Raw genomic sequence first — 16,849 nt, 5'->3', positions numbered from 1 at the left:
CACGCGTGTGATCACCGTACCGATGTCTGTTCTTGATCTTGCCCCGGTTGCCAAGGGAACCACCGCTGGCGCGGCGTTGCAGGCCACCACCGAGTTGGCGCGACGCACTGAGGAGCTGGGCTACCGCCGGTTCTGGGTGGCCGAGCACCACAACATGCCGGCGATCGCCAGCTCGGCTCCGGCGGTGCTCCTGGCCCACCTGGCAGCGAACACCTCGACGATCCGCCTCGGCTCGGGCGGGGTGATGCTGCCCAACCACGCGCCGCTCGTGGTGGCCGAGCAGTTCGGCACCCTGGAGGCGCTGCACCCGGGTCGGATCGACCTGGGCATCGGCCGGGCGCCGGGCACCGACCAGGTGACCGCGTTGGCGTTGCGCCGCACGATGGAGGGGCTCTCGGCGGAGGGCTTCCCGCGGGAGCTGGCCGACCTGATGAACTACTTCAGCGGGGAGCGTCCCGGGCAGATCATCGCCACCCCCGGTCAGGGTGAGCAGCCGGCGGTGTGGCTTCTCGGGTCCAGCGGGTTCAGCGCCCAGCTCGCTGGCCTGCTCGGCCTGCCGTTCTCCTTCGCGCACCACTTCAGCTCGGCGAACACGCTTCCGGCGCTGGCGCTTTACCGGCAGAACTTCAGGCCGTCGCAGTGGCTGGACAAGCCGTACGCGATGGTGGCCGTCAACGCGGTGTGCGCCGAGACCGACGAACGGGCCGAGTGGCTGACCGGGCCGAGCGCCCTGTCGTTCTTGAAGCTGCGGTCCGGGCGGCCGGAGCCGCTGTCCACCCCCGACGAGGCGGCGGCGTACCCGTACACCGAGATCGAGCGGGAGTTCGTCCTGCAACGGCGCGACGGTCAGGCCATGGGCTCGCCGGAGACGGTGCGTCGGCAGTTGACAGACCTGCTGGAGCGTACGGGCGCCGACGAGCTGATGTTGACCACGCTCGTCTACGACGTGCAGGACCGGGTGCGCTCGTACGAGTTGATCGCCGAGCAGGTGGCGGGCGGTTTGCGCCGGGACGCGTGAAACACGATCTTCACGTCAGCGTCACCCCCGCGACCCGGACGGTGCCTAATGTTGGTTCCGGTGGTGGTACGGCATCCCCGGTCGGGACGGGTCGGAGGTGCCGCGGTGTGGAGCACCGGGCTGCAGCTGTGCGGATTCCGCGGCTGCGGCCCGGTGCCTGCCACCTTAGGCGAACCCGATCAGGACCGCCAGATCAACGTAGGTAGATGTTCGGGGTCGGCGGGGTGCCCATCTGGTCGCCGATGAAGAACCCCGGGTGCGGCGGCTGGTTGTAGGCGGTGTTCTGCCAGGCGACAGCCACGCGGTACTGCGGGTCGTGCATCAGCGTGTAGATCCGGGTGCTGGTCGGCGTGGGCGTGCTGTAGATGCGCAGCGCCCGGCTGTCGCTGGTCCGCCAGATCACCTCTTCGCGCCAGTCGCCAAGGATGTCACCGGAGAGCGCCGGCGTGGACTTGGTGCCGTTGTTTGACGCCACGCCATTGCCGGTGAGCAGCCGGGTCTCCCCGCCCGTGCCGTACTTGTCGATCTTCGTGGCGTCGAGCAGCTCCCGCACCGGGTCGCCGTCCCACCAGGCCAGGAAGTTGGCCGACGACGGCTTGCGGCCGACGTTCTGCCCCCTGGTGTTGGCCAGCCCGTTAACCGCCGACGACCACGACTCGGCACCGGGGCTGCCCGCCCAGATGTCCGCCGAGACGCCCCGGCCGTTGTCGCCCGAGGCTGGCGTGGACCACAGGATCTGACCGGTACGCGCGTCGGCGAACCAGGAACTGGGCTTGCTGGCGTCCTCGTCGACCTTGAACACCTCCAGGCCGGCACGGCCCGGGTCGAGGTCGCCGACGTGCAGGGCGTCACCGTGCCCATTGCCTGTGGAGTAGAGCAGCCGGCCGTTGTCGTCGATGGTGGCGGCGCCGTACACGATCTCCTGGCGGCCGTCCCCGTCGACATCGGCGACCGAGAGCTGGTGGTTGCCCTGACCGGCGGCGGCGCCGTTGCCCGAGGAGTTCGAGTCGAACGTCCAGCGCTTGGTCAGCGTGCCGTTGCGGAAGTCCCAGGCCGCGATGACCGCACGGGTGTAGTAGCCCCGCGCCATGATCAGCGAGGGGCGCTGCCCGTCCAGATAGGCGGTGCCGGCGAGGAACCGGTCGACGCGGTTGCCGTACGAGTCGCCCCAGGACGACACGGTGCCGCGCGGCGGGTCGTAGTTGACGGTGGACAGGATCGCGCCGGTCTGGCCGTTGAACATGGTCAGGTACTCCGGGCCGGAGAGCACGTAGCCGCTGGAGTTGCGGTAGTCCGCAGACGACGAACCGATGAGCTGACCGGTGCCGGACCGGGTGCCGTCGGCGGTCTTCATTGCCACCTCTGCGCGGCCGTCACCGTCGTAGTCGTACACCTGGAACTGGGTGTAGTGCGCGCCGGCCCGGATGTTGCGGCCCAGGTCGATGCGCCACAACCGGGTGCCGGTGAGGGTGTACGCGTCGACGTAGACGTTGCCGGTGTAGCCGGACTGGGAGTTGTCCTTGGCGTTGGACGGATCCCACTTCAGCACGATCTCGTAGCTGCCGTCACCGTTGAGGTCGCCGACGGAGGCGTCGTTGGCGCTGTAGGTGTAGCTCTCCCCACTGGGGGTGGTGCCCCCGGCGGGGACCTGCAACGGCACGTCCAGGTAACCGTCGCCGAACTGGAGCGCGGGTGCCGACGCCGCCTGCTCGGCGCCGCCCACCACGGCCCGCACCGTGTACGTCGAGCCGGCCGCCGCGCCGTTGTCGAGGTAGTTGGTGGCGCCGGTGATCGGGCTGGAGTTGACCCGGGTCGAGCCCCGGTAGAGGTTGAACGCCACGCCCGAGGTCTCGGTGCCGAGCAGCCGCCAGGAGACCAGGTTGCCGCTGCCGGATCGGACGCTGACGAGCCCCCGGTCCAGGTTCTCCATCTGAAGTACGCCTGAGGTCGGCGGCGGGGTCGTCGGTGGCGGCGTCGTCGGTGGCGGAGTGGTCGGCGGTGGGGTCGTCGGTGGCGGAGTGGTGGGTGGCGGCGTCGTCGGGCCATCGGTGGCCGGCGCGCCGGTGCAGGTGACACCGTTGAGCGCGAAGCTGGTCGGCACCGGATTGCTGCTGGTCCACGAGCCGTTGAAGCCGAACGAGGCGGTGCCGTTGGTGGCGATCGCGCCGTTGTAGTCGACGTTGCGCGCGGTGACCTGCTCGCCCGACTGGGTGACAGCGGCGCTCCACGCCTGCGTGACCTGCTGCCCGGCGGCGTACGACCAGGTCAGAGCCCAGCCGTTGACCGGGTCGCCGAGATTGGTGACGGTGACGTTGGCGCCGAAGCCGCCCTGCCACTGGTTGGTGACCTGGTAGTCGACCCGGCAGCCGGCGGCGGCGGCCGAGGCGACGACCGCCCCGACACTGCCGGCCACGACCGCTGTCGCCGTTGTGGCGGCCAGCAGGATCAGCCGTTGTTTGGACGGGTGCATGAACTGCCTCCGGAGATCCGGTGATGACCGCTGTAGGTCCACCGGCCCTGCCCGGGAAGCACGGTGGACGACCCGTCACGACGGCGACGGACGGCGATCTGATCGGGTGGGACGCCCTGGGGAATGCGCGGATCCGGCTCAAGGCGCATCGTAGGGCAAGCGCTTTCCGGTCCGCAATATCGATGGCCATCACGGCCTGTGCCGGCCGCTCCGACCTACGGTCTTGCCCTCGGTAACCGATGCCTGATGGACTGGCTGGCCCAACTGCTGGATCTCCCCCAGCGGTTCCGCTCGACCGGCACCGGCACCGGCGGCGGCGTCATACAGGACTCGGCCTCCTCGGCGACCCTTGTCGCCACCCTCGCAGCGCTGCACCGGGCCAGCGGAGGTCGGTGGCGCGACGTCGGCGTCGACCGGCGCTACCGCGCGTACACGTCAGTGCACGGGCACTCCTCGATCGAGAAAGCCGCACGCATCGCCGGTCTGGGCACCGACGGGATCCGGTCGATCGCTGTGGACCCGGCAACGCAGGCACTGCTACCGGACGCGCTGCGGGCCGCGATCCAGGCCGACCTGGCCGCCGGGGACGTACCCACCATCGTGGTCGCCACCATCGGCACCACCTCCACCACCGCCGTCGACCCGCTGCCCGAGATCGGGGCGATCTGCGCCGAGTACGGGATCTGGCTGCACGTGGACGCCGCCTACGCGGGGGCCGCCGCCGTCTGCCCCGAGCTGCGCTTGTCGCACGCCGGACTGGAGTACGCCGACTCGTACTGCTTCGACCCGCACAAATGGCTGCTCACCGGCTTCGACTGCGACGCGTTCTGGGTGGCCGACCGGGTTGAGTTGATCGAGGCGCTGACCGTACTGCCGGAGTTCCTGCGCAACGCGGCCTCCGATTCCGGTGCGGTGATCGACTACCGGGACTGGCAGGTCCCGCTGGGCCGCCGTTTCCGGGCGTTGAAGCTGTGGTTCGTGCTGCGCTGGTACGGCGTCGAAGGGCTGCGCGCGCACATCCGGTCCGGGGTGGCGCTGGCCGCCCGGTTCGCCGACCGGGTCCGCTCCGACGACAGGTTCGAGTTGGCAGCGGCGCACCCGTTCTCGCTCGTCTGCTTCCGGCTGCGCGCCGACGACGACGCAAACGCCGACCTGCTGGCACGGGTGAACGGCACCGGACGGGCGCACCTGACCCACACGCGGGTGGACGGCCGGTACACCCTGCGGCTCGCGGTCGGCTCGCCGCAGACCGTCGAACGACACGTCGACGAGACGTGGGCGCTGCTGGCCGGGACGGCCGACGACCTGCTCACCTGACCGGCCGAGCCCGTCAGGTAGGTGATACCTGTGAGTCATCAAGATGACTCACAGGTATCACCGATCGCGCGGCAATCCCCGACTGACATGCGCCGGGCTCAGCCGGAGCCGAGGCGCCCTCAGGTATCGCGCTCGCGCGGCAATTCCGACTGACATGCGCCCGGCTCAGCCGGAGCCGCGGTGGCGTGCCGTAGGACCGCGCCTACCGCCGCTCAGCGGACGGGCGGCCCACCACCGGGGGGGGTCCGAAGACTGCCGGCCCTCGCCGGAGGTCAGTGGGCGGCTGGCGTGTCGGCGCTGCTGAGACCGGCCGAAACGACCTCGGGGGCCGGGGAGACCCCGACAGTGGCTGCGGCAATGGCTGCGGCTGCGGCCTGGTCTCGGCGGGTGCGGCGCAGGGCCCGCACGGCCAGGACCAGCGCTGCCACCCAGCCGGCCGCCAGGAGGACGTAGAGAACGGGAGGGACCGGGCCGTCCAGCTCAGCGGCCCGGATCAGGGTCCGGGCGTTGGTCAGGACGATCACGCCGCCGACCGCCGCGCCGAGCAGTTGCGCCGGGACGATGCGCACCAGCCAGGCAGCCAGCGGGGCGGCGATGAGGCCGCCGACGAGCAACGCGCCGACGATGGGGAGCAGGAACCCCTCGGTGCCCAACCCGATCAGGAAGCCGACGCTCGCCGCGCCCGCCACCACGAACTCGGCGGTGTCCACCGAGCCGATGACCTTGCGCGGCTCCATGCGGCCGGAGACCAGCAGCGCCGGGGTGGCCACCGGACCCCAGCCTCCGCCGCCGGTGGCGTCGACGAAGCCGGCGACCAGGCCGAGGGGGCCGAGGAAGCGCCCGCGCAGTCGCCCACCGACCCGGTCGGTACGCAGGGGCCTGGCGAAGCGGACCAGGAGGAACGCGCCGAGCGTGAAGAGGATGCCGGCCATCCACGGCGCGGCCGACTCGGTCGAGATCGAGCTGAGCAGTGTGGCACCGGCGAACGCGCCGATCGCGCCGGGAAGCGCGATGCGGGTCACCACCCGCCAGTCGACGTTGCCGAACCGCCAGTGCGCCACGCCCGCGGCCAGTGTGGTGCCGATCTCGGCCAGGTGCACCGAGGCGGACGCGGCGGCGGGGGCAACCCCGACGAGCAGCAGCAGGGTGGACGAGGTCAGCCCGTACGCCATGCCGAGCGAACCATCGACGAGCTGCGCGGCAAGTCCGACCAGAGCGAGGACCAGCAGCTTGCGCACGAGCGCCCCCTAGCTTTTCGGTATCTCCTATCAACTTGGTCGACAATGCGGCACGGGGAAGCCTGGGTCAAGTGCCTGATCGGTGGATGGGACGCCGCCGAGCGGTACGGCGGGCCGGACCGGCGGAGCGGGATCAGATCCAGGCGCGGGGGTCGGCAACCAGTTCGGTGACCCGGGGAGGCAGGGTGCCGGCAGCCACGTCGGCGACGCTCACCAGTTCCAGGATCTCCCGCTCGCTTGCCCGCAACGCGATCCAGACCTCCTGGAGGGCGCGGGCCGGACCGTGGTAGCCGAGTTGTTCCGGGCGCTGCCCGCGGACGTGCGCGAGCGGCCCGTCGATCACCCGGATCACCTCTGCGAGGGAGATCTCCTCGGCGGGGCGGGCCAGCCAGTAGCCGCCCTCGGGGCCACGCTGGGCGTGCACGATGCCGCCCCGGCGCAGCTGCAGCAGGATGCTCTCCAGGAACTTCGGCGGAATCTCCTGGGCGCGGGCGATCTGGTCGGCGGTGACCGGCCGGCCACGCCCGGGGCCACTGGCCGTCGCGGCGAGCTCGGCGGCCGCGCGGAGGGCATAGTCGACCCGGGCGGAGAGACGCATGCCGGCAAGGTTAGCCCGCTGGTCGTCCGCCCGGCCGGGCGACCCTCGGCCGATCGGTCAGGCATCGACATATATCGGGGCCGCGCCGGATTCCGCGACAAATTCGTGAGATACGTCATGATCGACGGCCTTCGGGGGCCTGGGGAGCTGATTCGGCGCGTCCCTATGCTGGGTGGAGGTACGACTGTCTGACCGTTTACGGGGGCTCGGGCAGCACATTGATAAACACCCGGGTTCTTTCAGCCTCGGGGGGAAGGCACCACCAATGACCGATGTCGCCACACGCACCTGGGATGGCATGACCATCCCGGTCGCCGGCACCTATCGCCTCGATCAGGCGCACAAAAGGATCGGTTTTCTGGCCCGCCACATGATGGTCAGCCCCGTACGCGGCGAGTTCTCCGAGGCGACCGCCGAGATCTCCGTGGCCGAGGATCCGCTGCTGTCGGGCGTGACCGCCACCATCCAGACGGCGAGCATCACCACCGGCAGCGAGGACCGGGACACCCACCTCAAGAGTGCCGACTTTCTCGACGTCGAGCACTATCCGACGCTCGAATATCGAAGCACGGGTATCCAGTGGAAGTCCACTGAGGACCCCATTTTCTACTGGGCGCGTCTGCGAAACCACCGTTTCGGTGGGCGAGGACGAGGTCACAATCCGCCACCGCAGACGGACCCCGGTCGATTCGTGCTCAGCGGCGAATTGACGGTGAAGGGAATCACGCGAGCCGTCGACCTACAGGTGAATTTCGGTGGCGCCCGCCGTGACCCGTACGGGCAGAGCATCTTCGGTTTCAGCGCGAGCGCCGAAATCAACAGGGAGGACTACGGTCTGCTCTGGAATGTCGCGCTGGAAAGTGGCGGCGTTCTGGTCGGCCGGACCGTCCAGATCGAGATCGCCGGCGAGGCCATCCACCAGGCGTGACTCCGCCCGGCGGTCGTCCCCGCCATGACGCCGCCTGCGTGCAGGGGCGTACCTGGCGGGGATGACCGCGAACGTCAGGCGCCGACGCGGCGCAGCAGACCCTCCTGCACGGCGCTGGCGATCTGCCTGCCGTCGGTGGTGAACATCCGGCCGGTGGCCAGGCCGCGGGCACCGGACGCCGACGGGCTCCAGCAGTCGTAGAGGAACCACTCGTCGGCGCGGAACGGCCTGTGGAACCAGAGCGCGTGGTCGAGGCTCGCGCCGACCACACCGCCGGGCCCCCACACCTCGCCGTGCATGGACAGCACCGAGTCCAGCAGGGTGAGGTCCGAGGCGTAGGTGAGCAGGCAGGCGTGCAGCAGCGGGTCGTCCGGCAGCTTGCCGTCGACGCGCATCCAGACCCGCTGGTGCGGGTCAGCCGGGCGGTCGCCGGGACGGACCCAACCGGGCTCGCCGACGTACCGCACGTCGATCGGGCGCGGGATCTGACCCCAGATGCCCAGACGCTCCGGGTAGCGGGCGAGCCGGTCGGACATCGTCGGCACGTCCTGCGGCTCCGGCACGTCCAGCGGGGAGGTGGCCTGGTGGTCCAGCCCTTCCTCGGCCCGCTGGAAGGACGCCGACATGAAGAAGATCGGCTTGTCGTGCTGGAGAGCTACCGCGCGGCGGACCGAGAAGGACCGGCCGTCGCGGATGTTCTCCACCTGGTATTCGATCGGCTCGGCGGGGTCGCCGGGGCGGACGAAGTAGCCGTGCAGCGAGTGCACGAACCGCTCCGGGTCGACAGTGCGGCCGGCGGCGACAAGCGCCTGACCGGCCACCTGGCCGCCGTACACCCGTTGGGGGCCGACCGGGGGGCTCATCCCCCGGAAGGTCATCTCCCCGGTCGGGTCGAGGTCCAGCACCTCCAGCAGTTGGTCCACGGCGGCCTGGCCGACCGCGGCGCGGCCGTCGCTCACTGCAAAGCCCGCGCCGACGCGGCGTCGACAAGCGAGCCGAGCTGGTGGACGCGCAGCGTGTTTGTCGAGCCGGGGGTGCCGGGCGGGCTGCCCGCGACGATCACCACGTAGTCGCCGGGGTTGGCCCGGTTGAGGCCGAGCAGCGCCTGGTCGACCTGACGGAACATGTCGTCGGTGTGCTGCACGAACGGCATCAGGAAGGTCTCGACGCCCCAGCTCAGGGCGAGCTGGTCGCGCACCTCGGGGACCGGGGTGAAGGCAAGCAGCGGCAGGTCGCAGTGCAGCCGGGAGAGCCGACGGACGGTGTCGCCGGTCTGCGAGAAGGCGACGAGCGCCTTGGCGTTGATGGCCCGGGCGATCGACGAGGCGGCCACTGTGAGCGCGCCGCCGTGGGTACGCGGGTCGTGCTGCAACCGGGGCACCCCGATCGAGCCGGACTCGGTGGTCGTCACGATCTTGGCCATGGTGCTGACGGTCAGCACCGGATATTTGCCGACGCTCGTCTCGCCGGAGAGCATCACCGCGTCCGCGCCGTCGAGCACGGCGTTTGCCACGTCGGAGGCCTCCGCCCGGGTGGGCCGGGAATTCTCGATCATGGAGTCGAGCATCTGGGTGGCCACGATGACCGGCTTGGCGTTCTCCCGGCACAGCTGCACGGCGCGCTTCTGCACCAGCGGCACCTCGTCCAGCGGCATCTCGACGCCGAGGTCACCGCGGGCGACCATGACGCCGTCGAAGGCCAGCACGATGGCTTCGAGGTTCTCCACGGCCTCCGGCTTCTCGACCTTGGCCAGCACCGGGCGGAACACGCCCTCCTCGGCCATGATGCCGTGCACCAGCTTGATGTCCTCGGCCGAGCGGACGAAGGAGAGCGCCACCAGGTCGACGCCGAGCCCCAGGGAGAAGCGCAGGTCCTCGGCGTCCTTGTCCGACATGGCGGGCACACTCACCGCCACGTTGGGCAGCGAGACACCCTTGTTGTTGGAGACCGGGCCGCCCTCGGTGACCAGGCAGCGGATGTCGTTGCCGGTGACGTCGGTGACCTCGACGGCGACGCGGCCGTCGTCGATCAGCAGACGGTCGCCGGCGCGCACCTCCTGCGGCAGCTTGCGGTAGGTGCAGGAGACCCGCTCCTTGGTGCCGACGACGTCGTCGCCGGTGATCACGACCGAGTCGCCGGTGCGCCACTCGTGGGGGCCGTCGGCGAACCGGCCGAGCCGAATCTTGGGCCCCTGGAGGTCGGCGAGGACGGCCACCGGCTTACCGGACGCCTCGGACGCCTCCCGGACCAGTCGGTAGACCGCCTCGTGGTCGGCGTGGCTGCCGTGGCTGAAGTTGAGCCTCGCCACGTTCATGCCGGCCTCGACGAGACCCCGGATGCGCTCCGGGGACGAGGTGGCGGGACCAAGAGTGCAGACGATCTTCGCGCGGCGTGTCACGCCCATCAGGCTAGTCTCTCCTTCGGGTCGGACTCGGGGCCGACCCCTTGCAGGCAGCGGAACTTTTGTCCAACGACGCGCGGTGCGCGTCGGGCCGGCGGGCGGAACCGCACCGGGAACGTTGTGGCGACGGGCATCGGCGACCGCGCGCCCGGAATGGTACGCCTCCATCGGCGTGTCCACTCGGGGGTGCTCCCGCGCCAGCGCCCGGACCACGGCTCCAGTGCACGCCCGGACCAGACCCCCCGTGGGCGCGACCGTAGCACCGGTGGACCACACCCGCGGTCGTCCGCCCGACACCCGCCGCCGGACCGGCCGGTCAGCTCTCGGTCTTGACCAGCGGAAACTCAAGCGAGCCGGCCGGGCACAGGAAGGTCAGCACGTCGATCCGGTAGAGGCCGGCCTGCACGGCCGGGTCGGCCTCCAGCACGCTGCGTACGTCGTCGACGCTTCCGGTGCGGGCCAGCCCGAATCCGATCGGGGGTTCCGGATTGCTCGTGGTGCCGTCGATCGAGCCGGCAACCAGCACGATGCCGCGCCGCTGCAACGCCTGCATGTGCTCGGCGTGCTCGGCCTGCAACCGCTGCACCGTCTCGGCGGGCAGGGCACGGCCGGCCGCGCCGGGATAGATCACAATGCACTCGTACGTGTCGAGCGCGAAGTCGACCTGCGGCTCCCCCGCCATGGTGCTCCCTCCGCCGTCGCGCCGGCCCGCATCGGTCGGGCTGCCCGAGCCCTCCGTACCGGCACGCGCTCAGCGTCGCACGTCACCGACGGCGGTACCGGCCGCTCGGCGCAACTGCCGTGTCGCGGCGCACAATCGACGCGCCGGACGCATGGCGAGCCGGTCCCAGGGCACGATCAGTAGGTGATCGGGTGTTTCGTCCCGGTCACGACCAAGACGATTGGGGATCCGCGTATGGCGACCGACCTGAGCAAGCAGCCGGCGAAGGCGTCCGGCACGTACCGGATCGGGGGCGACGTCACTGTCAACCGGCTCGGCTACGGGGCGATGCAGCTCACCGGGCCGGGTGTGTGGGGCGACCCGAAGGACCCGGCCGAGGCGGTACGGGTGCTGCGCCGGGCCGTCGAGATGGGCGTGACGTTCATCGACACCGCCGACTCGTACGGGCCGTTCGTGTCCGAGTTGCTGATCCGTGAGGCCCTGCACCCGTACACCGATGATCTTGTCATTGCGACGAAGGCCGGGCTGAGCCGTTCCGGCCCCGGCGACTGGCGCCCGCTGGGCCGCCCGGAGTACCTGCGCCAACAGTGTGAGCTGAGCCTGCGCCACCTCGGCCTGGACAGCATCCCGCTCTATCAGCTGCACCGGATCGACGCGAAGGTGCCGCTCGCCGACCAGTTGGGCGAGCTGGCGTTGCTGCGCGAGGAGGGCAAGATCCGCCACATCGGGCTGTCCGAGGTGAGCGTGGAGCAGATCGAGCAGGCACGCGCGATCACCGAGATCGTGTCGGTGCAGAACCTCTACAACCTCGTCAACCGCAGCGCCGAGGACGTGCTGGACCACTGCGAGCGCAACGACCTCGCGTTCATCCCGTGGTTCCCGATCGCCACCGGTGAGCTGGCCCGGCCGGGCGGCCCGCTGGACGCCATCTCCACCGAGCACGGCGCGACGCCCGCGCAGCTCGCGCTGGCCTGGCTGCTGCGCCGCTCGCCGGTGATGCTGCCGATCCCCGGTACGTCCTCGGTGGCGCACCTGGAGGAGAACGTGGCTGCGGCCGAGGTGCAACTCACCGACGACGAGTTCGAGGCGCTGAGCAAGGCGAGCTGAGCACAGTCACCGGCGTGGGGTGGTCCCGAGCGGGACCACCCCACCCGGTCAGACCGCCAGGCAGTTGGGTCGCACCGGGCCGTCGGCCAGGGCGCCGCGCACGATTGTGTACGCGGTGCCGTCGAGCACCAGGCCGAGGTGCCCCACGACCCGCAGCGGACAGTACGTCTGGATCAGCACGTTCGTCGCCCCGTCGTTGACGGCGGCGTTGCCGGTGGGACGGACCAGCTCGTCCTGGAGGGTGCGGATTGTCGTGTAGCGCACCGCGCCCGGTGTGTCGTCGCCGGCGTTGAGGTCGGCGAGGAACGCCGAACCGATGCTCATCTGCTGGCAGGCCACGACGCCGGCGCAGCTGCCGAGGCCGAGGAACGCCACGATGTTCGCGACATACGTGCCGTAGTGCGGTGTGCCGAGGCTGACGTACCGGCCGATCGTGGCGGTGCCGCCGAGCCGTTTGAGGTAGTAGCGGCTGACCAGGCCGCCTTCGGAGTGGGCGACGACGTCCACAGTGGACGCGCCGGTGCTGGCGCGTACCTGCTCGACGTAGCCGGCGAACGCGCGGGCGGAGGCCGGGATGTCGCCGAAGCCGAGGCCGGGCAGTTGGTAGACGAAGGTCCGGTAGCCGTCGGCGCGCAGCCGGTTGGCGATCGGCTCGTACGCGACGGCGATGCCGCTGAGCCCGCCGACCACGATAACGGTTCGGGCCGCCGCCACGGCTGGCGCGGAAGTGGGGGCGGCTGCGCGGGCGGCTGCCGCCGGTGTGGTGGTGGCGAGGACTGCGGCGGTGGCGAGGGTCAGGGCGAGGGCGGTCTTTCGGAGCAGCATGGTGGCACCTCTGGGTGGAGGCACCCGGCGAACCGGGCAGGTGGGTGGGGGTGTCCGGTCGACCGTGCGACGATGATGCCCGCAACAATTCGGAAACGTCAATGGCTTGTTACGCGCGGGTAACCCGTTGTTCCGCCGGAGGCGCAGACGGGCATAACCACCACGCTCCATATCGGACGCAGCTGGTGGCTGGCATGCCGTGGCCGTGGCCGCGGACGAACCTCAGGCTCGAGCGGTGGTCGACAGCGGTCACCGCTGGCCGGAGGGAGCTGTCGTCGACAAGCTCGACGACGAATGGCTGTTACTCGTCGACCGTTGAGCGGTCAGCGGGTCAGGGCCGGGGGACGCAGCCCGTCGAGAGCCACGCCGAGCACCCTGTCGCGCTGCCCGGGTGAGGGGAACTGGGCCATGGTGAGGCCGCTGATCAGCCGCAACACGTCGTCGAACCCGATGTCGTCGCGCACCACGCCGGCGGCCTGCGCGCGGCACATCAACGGCTCGCCGGCCGCGTAGATCTCCGTACGGCAGGTCCGGAAGATCTCCGAGTCGTGCAGCAACTGCTCGGCGAGCGCCCGCTTGGTGGCGGCGTACGCGACGAAGCGGTGCAGCCACGCGACGAAGGCATCCCACGGGGGCAGTTCGGCGAAGTCCTCGGCGGAGCGGCTGAGCGCCCGGACCTCCTCGACGTAGACGGCCTCGAAGAGGTGCTGTCGGGTCGGGAAGTTGCGGTAGAGCGTGCCGATGCCCACCCCGGCACGCCGCGCCACGTCCTCCAGGGAGGCGGTCGCGCCGTTCTCGGCGAACGCGTCGCGTGCGGCGGCGATCAGGGCGTGGTAGTTCCGCCGCGCGTCGGCCCGTTTGGGTCGCCGTGCGAAGACCTCGGGCATGGGTCCGCCGCTGGACATGACGCGGGTCACCTCACTATTGCAACCGGAGGCAGCCCTCCACTAAGTTTATCGGAGGCACCCCTCCGTAATCCCGGAGGCTTGCCTCCGCTTAGCTTACCCCGGGCCCGCCCGATCCGTCTGGCCACCCGAACGCCCGGGCCCGCGACCTCCGCCCCGCGACCAGACCGCAGGCCCAGAACCTCCTTCCGTATGCAACCAGGGGAGCTCCCTTCTCGTGGCAGTAACCTCCCGACGCAGCTCGCGTCGGCTCACCTTCACCGTGCTCGCCGCTGGCGCCGGTTTCTTCTCGATGCTCCAGTCGCTGATCACGCCGGTGCTGCCGACCATCCAGCAGGATCTGCACACCTCCCAGAACACAGTGACCTGGGTCCTCACCGCGTACTTGCTCTCCGCCTCGATCTTCACGCCCATCCTCGGACGGGTCGGCGACATGGTCGGCAAGGAGCGGATGCTCGTCGTCTCGCTCGCCGCGCTCGCACTCGGCTGTCTGGTGGCCGCCGTCGCGCCGAACATCGGCGTACTGATCGTCGCCCGGGTCGTGCAGGGCATCGGCGGCGCGGTCTTCCCACTGTCGTTCGGCATCATCCGCGACGAGTTCCCCGCCGCCCGGGTCTCCAGCGCGGTCGCCGCCATCTCGGCGATCGTCGCCGTCGGTGGTGGGCTCGGCATCGTGCTCGCCGGACCGATCGTCAACTCGCTGAGCTACCGCTGGCTGTTCTGGATCCCGATGGTCGTGGTCGGTTTGACCGCCGTGGTCGCCTACCTGTTCGTGCCCGCGTCGCCGGTGCGCAGCCCCGGCCGCATCGACTGGCGCGCCACAGTGCTGCTCTCCGGCTGGCTTGTCGCGCTGCTCCTGCCCATCAGCCAGGGCGGGGCGTGGGGCTGGACCTCCGCCTGGGTGCTCGGCCTGCTGGCGCTCGCCGTGGTGCTGCTGGTCGGCTGGCTTGTCGCCGAGGTCCGCTCACCCAACCCGCTCATCGACATGCGGATGATGCGCCTGCCCGGCGTCTGGACCACGAACCTGGTCGCCCTGCTCTACGGCGCGTCGATGTTCTCCGTGTACGCGTTCCTGCCGCAGTTCGTGCAGACCCCGACAGTGGCCGGCTACGGCTTCGGCGCCAGCATCGGCCAGTCAGGGCTGCTCCTGCTGCCGATGCTCGTCGCGATGTTCGTCGCCGGGCTCGTCGCCAGCCGCCTTCAGGCGGTGTTCAGTGCCAAGGCGCAGCTCGCCACCGGCGCCACGTTCAACGTGATCGCCGCGGCGCTGCTGACCCTCGCGCACGACGCCCGCTGGCAGGTCGCCATCGCCGGCGGTCTCATGGGCCTCGGCATCGGCCTGGCCTTCGCCTCGATGGCCAACCTGATCGTCGCCAGCGTGCCCGCCAGCCAGACCGGCGTGGCGACCGGCATGAACGCCAACATCCGTACCATCGGCGGCGCGATCGGCGCCGCCGTGATCAGCGGAGTGATCACCGCGAACCCGCAGGCCAACGGCCTTCCCCGGGAGGCCGGCTTCACTACCGGGTTTCTCGTCCTCACGGCGATCGCCCTGGCCGCCGCGCTCGCGGCCCTCGCCGTCCCGTCCGCCCGGCGGGCGTCGGCCGGTCGCCGGCCGACCACCACGACGGTCATCGAGTCGGAGCTAGCCGCCGAGTTGGCCCCCGTGCCCGCGACCCGCTGAGCGCACCGGAGCCCGCGGCGGCTCGCCGTCCCGGGCTCCGGCATTCCCCGGGGGTACGCTTGCCGCTTTCCCGCCCGCCGTTCGCCGCCGTCAGGATGCGCCCATGTCCGAACAGCTGACCGCCGACCGGATCGAAGAGATCGGCGCCCGGGGCCTTGAGAGCCCGGATCCGGCCGCGCTTGCCGCCGAGCTGGTAAGCGCCGTCGACGAGGGACGGGTCGCCGACCCCGACGACACCGGGTACGCGCTGCTTGTCGCGGCGGACATCCTGAAGCAGGCCGGCGACCTGGCCGACGCGCTCGCCCTGGCCACCCGCGCCATCGCCGAACAGCCCGACGAGAACGCGTACGCCCGCGCGGTGCGCGGCGGCCTGCTGCTGCGCCTCGACCGCGAGGACGAGGGCCTTGCCGAGCTGACCGAGCTGCGTCCCCTGCTGGAGACCAACCCCGACGCCACGTACCTCATCGACGAGCTGTCCGAATCCGGCCACGCCGAGACGGCGTTGGAGTGGATCACCGGCGCGCTTGACGCGATCATGGAACGGACGCGGAGCCAGCAGCACGCCTCCGAGGACGCGCAGGACGAGGCCGCCGCCATGATCTACGGCCTGGCCCAGCAACGACACGACCTGCGCGAGGAGATGGGTCTCCCCCACGACGAGTACGACACCCTCGCCGACCGGCTACGCGCCGCGAGCAGCCACGCCCTTGAGGCGCTCGACGACGGCCCGGCGACGCTGCTGTTCTGGCCGGAGGCCGAGTTCACCGCGTTGCTGACGCGCTGGCCCGCGCTTGTCGACAGCTACCCGAAGACGTGGGACGAGCACCGCGCCCAGATCGAACGCGCGCTCACCGAGGCGTCCGGGTTGGCCGGCGCGGACCTGGGCGTGGTCGCCGGCACCGTCGAGGGCCTGGCTGCCTTCGCCGGCGACGACCCCATCGACGAGGAAACCCTCGACGGGTACGCCGACAGCCTCGACGAGGTGGGCCTGACGTCCTGGCCGCCCGGCCGCAACGACGCCTGCTGGTGCGGATCGGGCGCGAAGTACAAGAAGTGCTGCCTGCCGCGCTCACGCGGCTGACCTCTCCTCCGTCAGGTACGCCAGCTACGAGTAGGAGACCGACCGCGAGATCCGGTCGTCATCATTGAGCGCACGTCCGCGGAACAATCCACGATCGATTGATAGATGTGAACGCCGGCGAGGGCTACGGTGACCGCAGGTAAGCACCCACTCCGACAAGGAGAACCGCCGTGCGCCGCATCACCACCACCATCGCACTGCTCGGGCTGTCACTGTTCGCCCTGTTGGCACCGTCGCCGGCGAGCGCGGCGAGCACCATCGAGGTCACGTCCGCCACCATTGTCGCGAAAGGCGTCGCCCTGGACGTCACCCTCACCGTCACCTGCCCGGCCGGCATGTCCGGCGGCACCGAGCTGATCATCAGGCAGCGCTCGGGCAACACCGTGGCGTACGCCTCCGGTTGGGCACCCCTTTCCTGCTCCGGTGAGCCGCGAACCGCGACCGGCCGGGCGTGGGTGGCGGAGGGCGAGCGCATCCTCCACAACGGCGAGGCGCTGATCGGCGGAAACGCCGAGGTCTGCGGCGACAACGGCTGTGACTACGCGAACTTCGAACAGACGATCCGCATCACCCGCTGAGCTTTCGGAAGCCCGCC

At 70.6% G+C, this 16,849-nt stretch carries 15 protein-coding genes; 7 read left to right on the top strand and 8 right to left on the bottom strand.

The window, feature by feature from the left end; all coding sequences use genetic code 11:
* Positions 1-22 precede the first annotated feature (22 nt).
* On the top strand, positions 23-1,018 hold the full coding sequence (locus ADK66_RS21880) for an LLM class flavin-dependent oxidoreductase (RefSeq protein WP_053658361.1): 996 nt from the start codon (positions 23-25) through the stop codon (positions 1,016-1,018).
* Positions 1,019-1,211: 193 nt separating this feature from the next.
* Here ADK66_RS21880 and ADK66_RS21875 read toward each other — a convergent pair whose 3' ends face one another.
* The gene (locus ADK66_RS21875) at positions 1,212-3,488 is read right to left on the bottom strand and encodes a cellulose binding domain-containing protein (protein ID WP_053658217.1); all 2,277 of its coding nucleotides are present in this window, start codon (positions 3,486-3,488) and stop codon (positions 1,212-1,214) included.
* Between the two features lie 246 nt (positions 3,489-3,734).
* Here ADK66_RS21875 and ADK66_RS21870 point away from each other — a divergent pair, with 246 nt between their 5' ends.
* On the top strand, positions 3,735-4,805 hold the full coding sequence (locus ADK66_RS21870) for a pyridoxal-dependent decarboxylase (protein ID WP_231640122.1): 1,071 nt from the start codon (positions 3,735-3,737) through the stop codon (positions 4,803-4,805).
* A gap of 272 nt (positions 4,806-5,077) precedes the next feature.
* Here the strand turns inward: ADK66_RS21870 and ADK66_RS21865 are convergent, their stop codons facing one another.
* Positions 5,078-6,043 (bottom strand): sulfite exporter TauE/SafE family protein, encoded by a 966-nt coding sequence (locus ADK66_RS21865; protein ID WP_053658215.1) that lies wholly within the window; start codon positions 6,041-6,043, stop codon positions 5,078-5,080.
* A 133-nt stretch (positions 6,044-6,176) separates the two neighbouring features.
* Complete coding sequence (locus ADK66_RS21860; protein WP_053658213.1) at positions 6,177-6,641, bottom strand: Rrf2 family transcriptional regulator; 465 nt, start codon at positions 6,639-6,641, stop codon at positions 6,177-6,179.
* Positions 6,642-6,906: 265 nt separating this feature from the next.
* Between ADK66_RS21860 and ADK66_RS21855 the strand changes: the two genes are divergently transcribed.
* Positions 6,907-7,569, top strand: coding sequence for a YceI family protein (locus ADK66_RS21855; protein WP_053658211.1), 663 nt, complete (start codon positions 6,907-6,909; stop codon positions 7,567-7,569).
* Positions 7,570-7,643: 74 nt separating this feature from the next.
* Here the strand turns inward: ADK66_RS21855 and ADK66_RS21850 are convergent, their stop codons facing one another.
* The 3 genes from ADK66_RS21850 to ADK66_RS21840 all read right to left on the bottom strand — a co-directional run bounded on the left by ADK66_RS21850 (position 7,644) and on the right by ADK66_RS21840 (position 10,652).
* Entirely contained in the window at positions 7,644-8,528 is an 885-nt protein-coding gene (locus tag ADK66_RS21850; protein WP_053658209.1) for an acyl-CoA thioesterase II, read from the bottom strand.
* Positions 8,525-9,973: a pyruvate kinase gene (gene pyk, locus ADK66_RS21845; protein ID WP_053658208.1), complete on the bottom strand. Its 1,449-nt coding sequence runs from the start codon at positions 9,971-9,973 to the stop codon at positions 8,525-8,527. The genes ADK66_RS21850 and pyk overlap by 4 nt, the downstream gene beginning before the upstream one ends.
* Before the next feature lie 313 nt (positions 9,974-10,286).
* Positions 10,287-10,652, bottom strand: coding sequence for a YciI family protein (locus ADK66_RS21840; protein WP_053658206.1), 366 nt, complete (start codon positions 10,650-10,652; stop codon positions 10,287-10,289).
* A 234-nt stretch (positions 10,653-10,886) separates the two neighbouring features.
* Between ADK66_RS21840 and ADK66_RS21835 the strand changes: the two genes are divergently transcribed.
* Positions 10,887-11,759 (top strand): aldo/keto reductase, encoded by an 873-nt coding sequence (locus ADK66_RS21835; RefSeq protein WP_053658204.1) that lies wholly within the window; start codon positions 10,887-10,889, stop codon positions 11,757-11,759.
* A gap of 48 nt (positions 11,760-11,807) precedes the next feature.
* Here the strand turns inward: ADK66_RS21835 and ADK66_RS21830 are convergent, their stop codons facing one another.
* Both ADK66_RS21830 and ADK66_RS21825 read right to left on the bottom strand, forming a co-directional pair.
* Positions 11,808-12,584 (bottom strand): triacylglycerol lipase, encoded by a 777-nt coding sequence (locus ADK66_RS21830; protein WP_053658202.1) that lies wholly within the window; start codon positions 12,582-12,584, stop codon positions 11,808-11,810.
* Between the two features lie 323 nt (positions 12,585-12,907).
* Entirely contained in the window at positions 12,908-13,489 is a 582-nt protein-coding gene (locus ADK66_RS21825; RefSeq protein WP_197281601.1) for a TetR/AcrR family transcriptional regulator, read from the bottom strand.
* A gap of 217 nt (positions 13,490-13,706) precedes the next feature.
* Here ADK66_RS21825 and ADK66_RS21820 point away from each other — a divergent pair, with 217 nt between their 5' ends.
* From ADK66_RS21820 to ADK66_RS21810, 3 genes are all read left to right on the top strand, one after another.
* Positions 13,707-15,173: an MFS transporter gene (locus ADK66_RS21820; RefSeq protein WP_053658199.1), complete on the top strand. Its 1,467-nt coding sequence runs from the start codon at positions 13,707-13,709 to the stop codon at positions 15,171-15,173.
* A 103-nt stretch (positions 15,174-15,276) separates the two neighbouring features.
* A complete protein-coding gene (locus tag ADK66_RS21815) occupies positions 15,277-16,254 on the top strand; it encodes an SEC-C domain-containing protein (RefSeq protein WP_053658197.1) in 978 nt (325 codons plus the stop codon).
* A gap of 170 nt (positions 16,255-16,424) precedes the next feature.
* On the top strand, positions 16,425-16,832 hold the full coding sequence (locus ADK66_RS21810; protein WP_053658195.1) for a hypothetical protein: 408 nt from the start codon (positions 16,425-16,427) through the stop codon (positions 16,830-16,832).
* Positions 16,833-16,849 lie beyond the last annotated feature (17 nt).

The organism is Micromonospora sp. NRRL B-16802 (genome assembly GCF_001279555.1).
In the GTDB taxonomy this organism is placed as follows: domain Bacteria; phylum Actinomycetota; class Actinomycetes; order Mycobacteriales; family Micromonosporaceae; genus Micromonospora; species Micromonospora profundi.
This window is presented reverse-complemented; position numbering and strand designations above follow the sequence as displayed.

Excerpts from the sequence above, each read along its gene's own strand:
- ADK66_RS21880 (WP_053658361.1), top strand. The coding sequence starts at position 23 with ATGTCTGTTCTTGATCTTGCCCCGGTTGCCAAGGGAACCACCGCTGGC.
- ADK66_RS21875 (WP_053658217.1), bottom strand. The coding sequence starts at position 3,488 with ATGCACCCGTCCAAACAACGGCTGATCCTGCTGGCCGCCACAACGGCG.
- ADK66_RS21870 (WP_231640122.1), top strand. The coding sequence starts at position 3,735 with ATGGACTGGCTGGCCCAACTGCTGGATCTCCCCCAGCGGTTCCGCTCG.
- ADK66_RS21860 (WP_053658213.1), bottom strand. The coding sequence starts at position 6,641 with ATGCGTCTCTCCGCCCGGGTCGACTATGCCCTCCGCGCGGCCGCCGAG.
- ADK66_RS21855 (WP_053658211.1), top strand. The coding sequence starts at position 6,907 with ATGACCGATGTCGCCACACGCACCTGGGATGGCATGACCATCCCGGTC.
- pyk (WP_053658208.1), bottom strand. The coding sequence starts at position 9,973 with ATGGGCGTGACACGCCGCGCGAAGATCGTCTGCACTCTTGGTCCCGCC.
- ADK66_RS21840 (WP_053658206.1), bottom strand. The coding sequence starts at position 10,652 with ATGGCGGGGGAGCCGCAGGTCGACTTCGCGCTCGACACGTACGAGTGC.
- ADK66_RS21835 (WP_053658204.1), top strand. The coding sequence starts at position 10,887 with ATGGCGACCGACCTGAGCAAGCAGCCGGCGAAGGCGTCCGGCACGTAC.
- ADK66_RS21830 (WP_053658202.1), bottom strand. The coding sequence starts at position 12,584 with ATGCTGCTCCGAAAGACCGCCCTCGCCCTGACCCTCGCCACCGCCGCA.
- ADK66_RS21825 (WP_197281601.1), bottom strand. The coding sequence starts at position 13,489 with ATGTCCAGCGGCGGACCCATGCCCGAGGTCTTCGCACGGCGACCCAAA.
- ADK66_RS21815 (WP_053658197.1), top strand. The coding sequence starts at position 15,277 with ATGTCCGAACAGCTGACCGCCGACCGGATCGAAGAGATCGGCGCCCGG.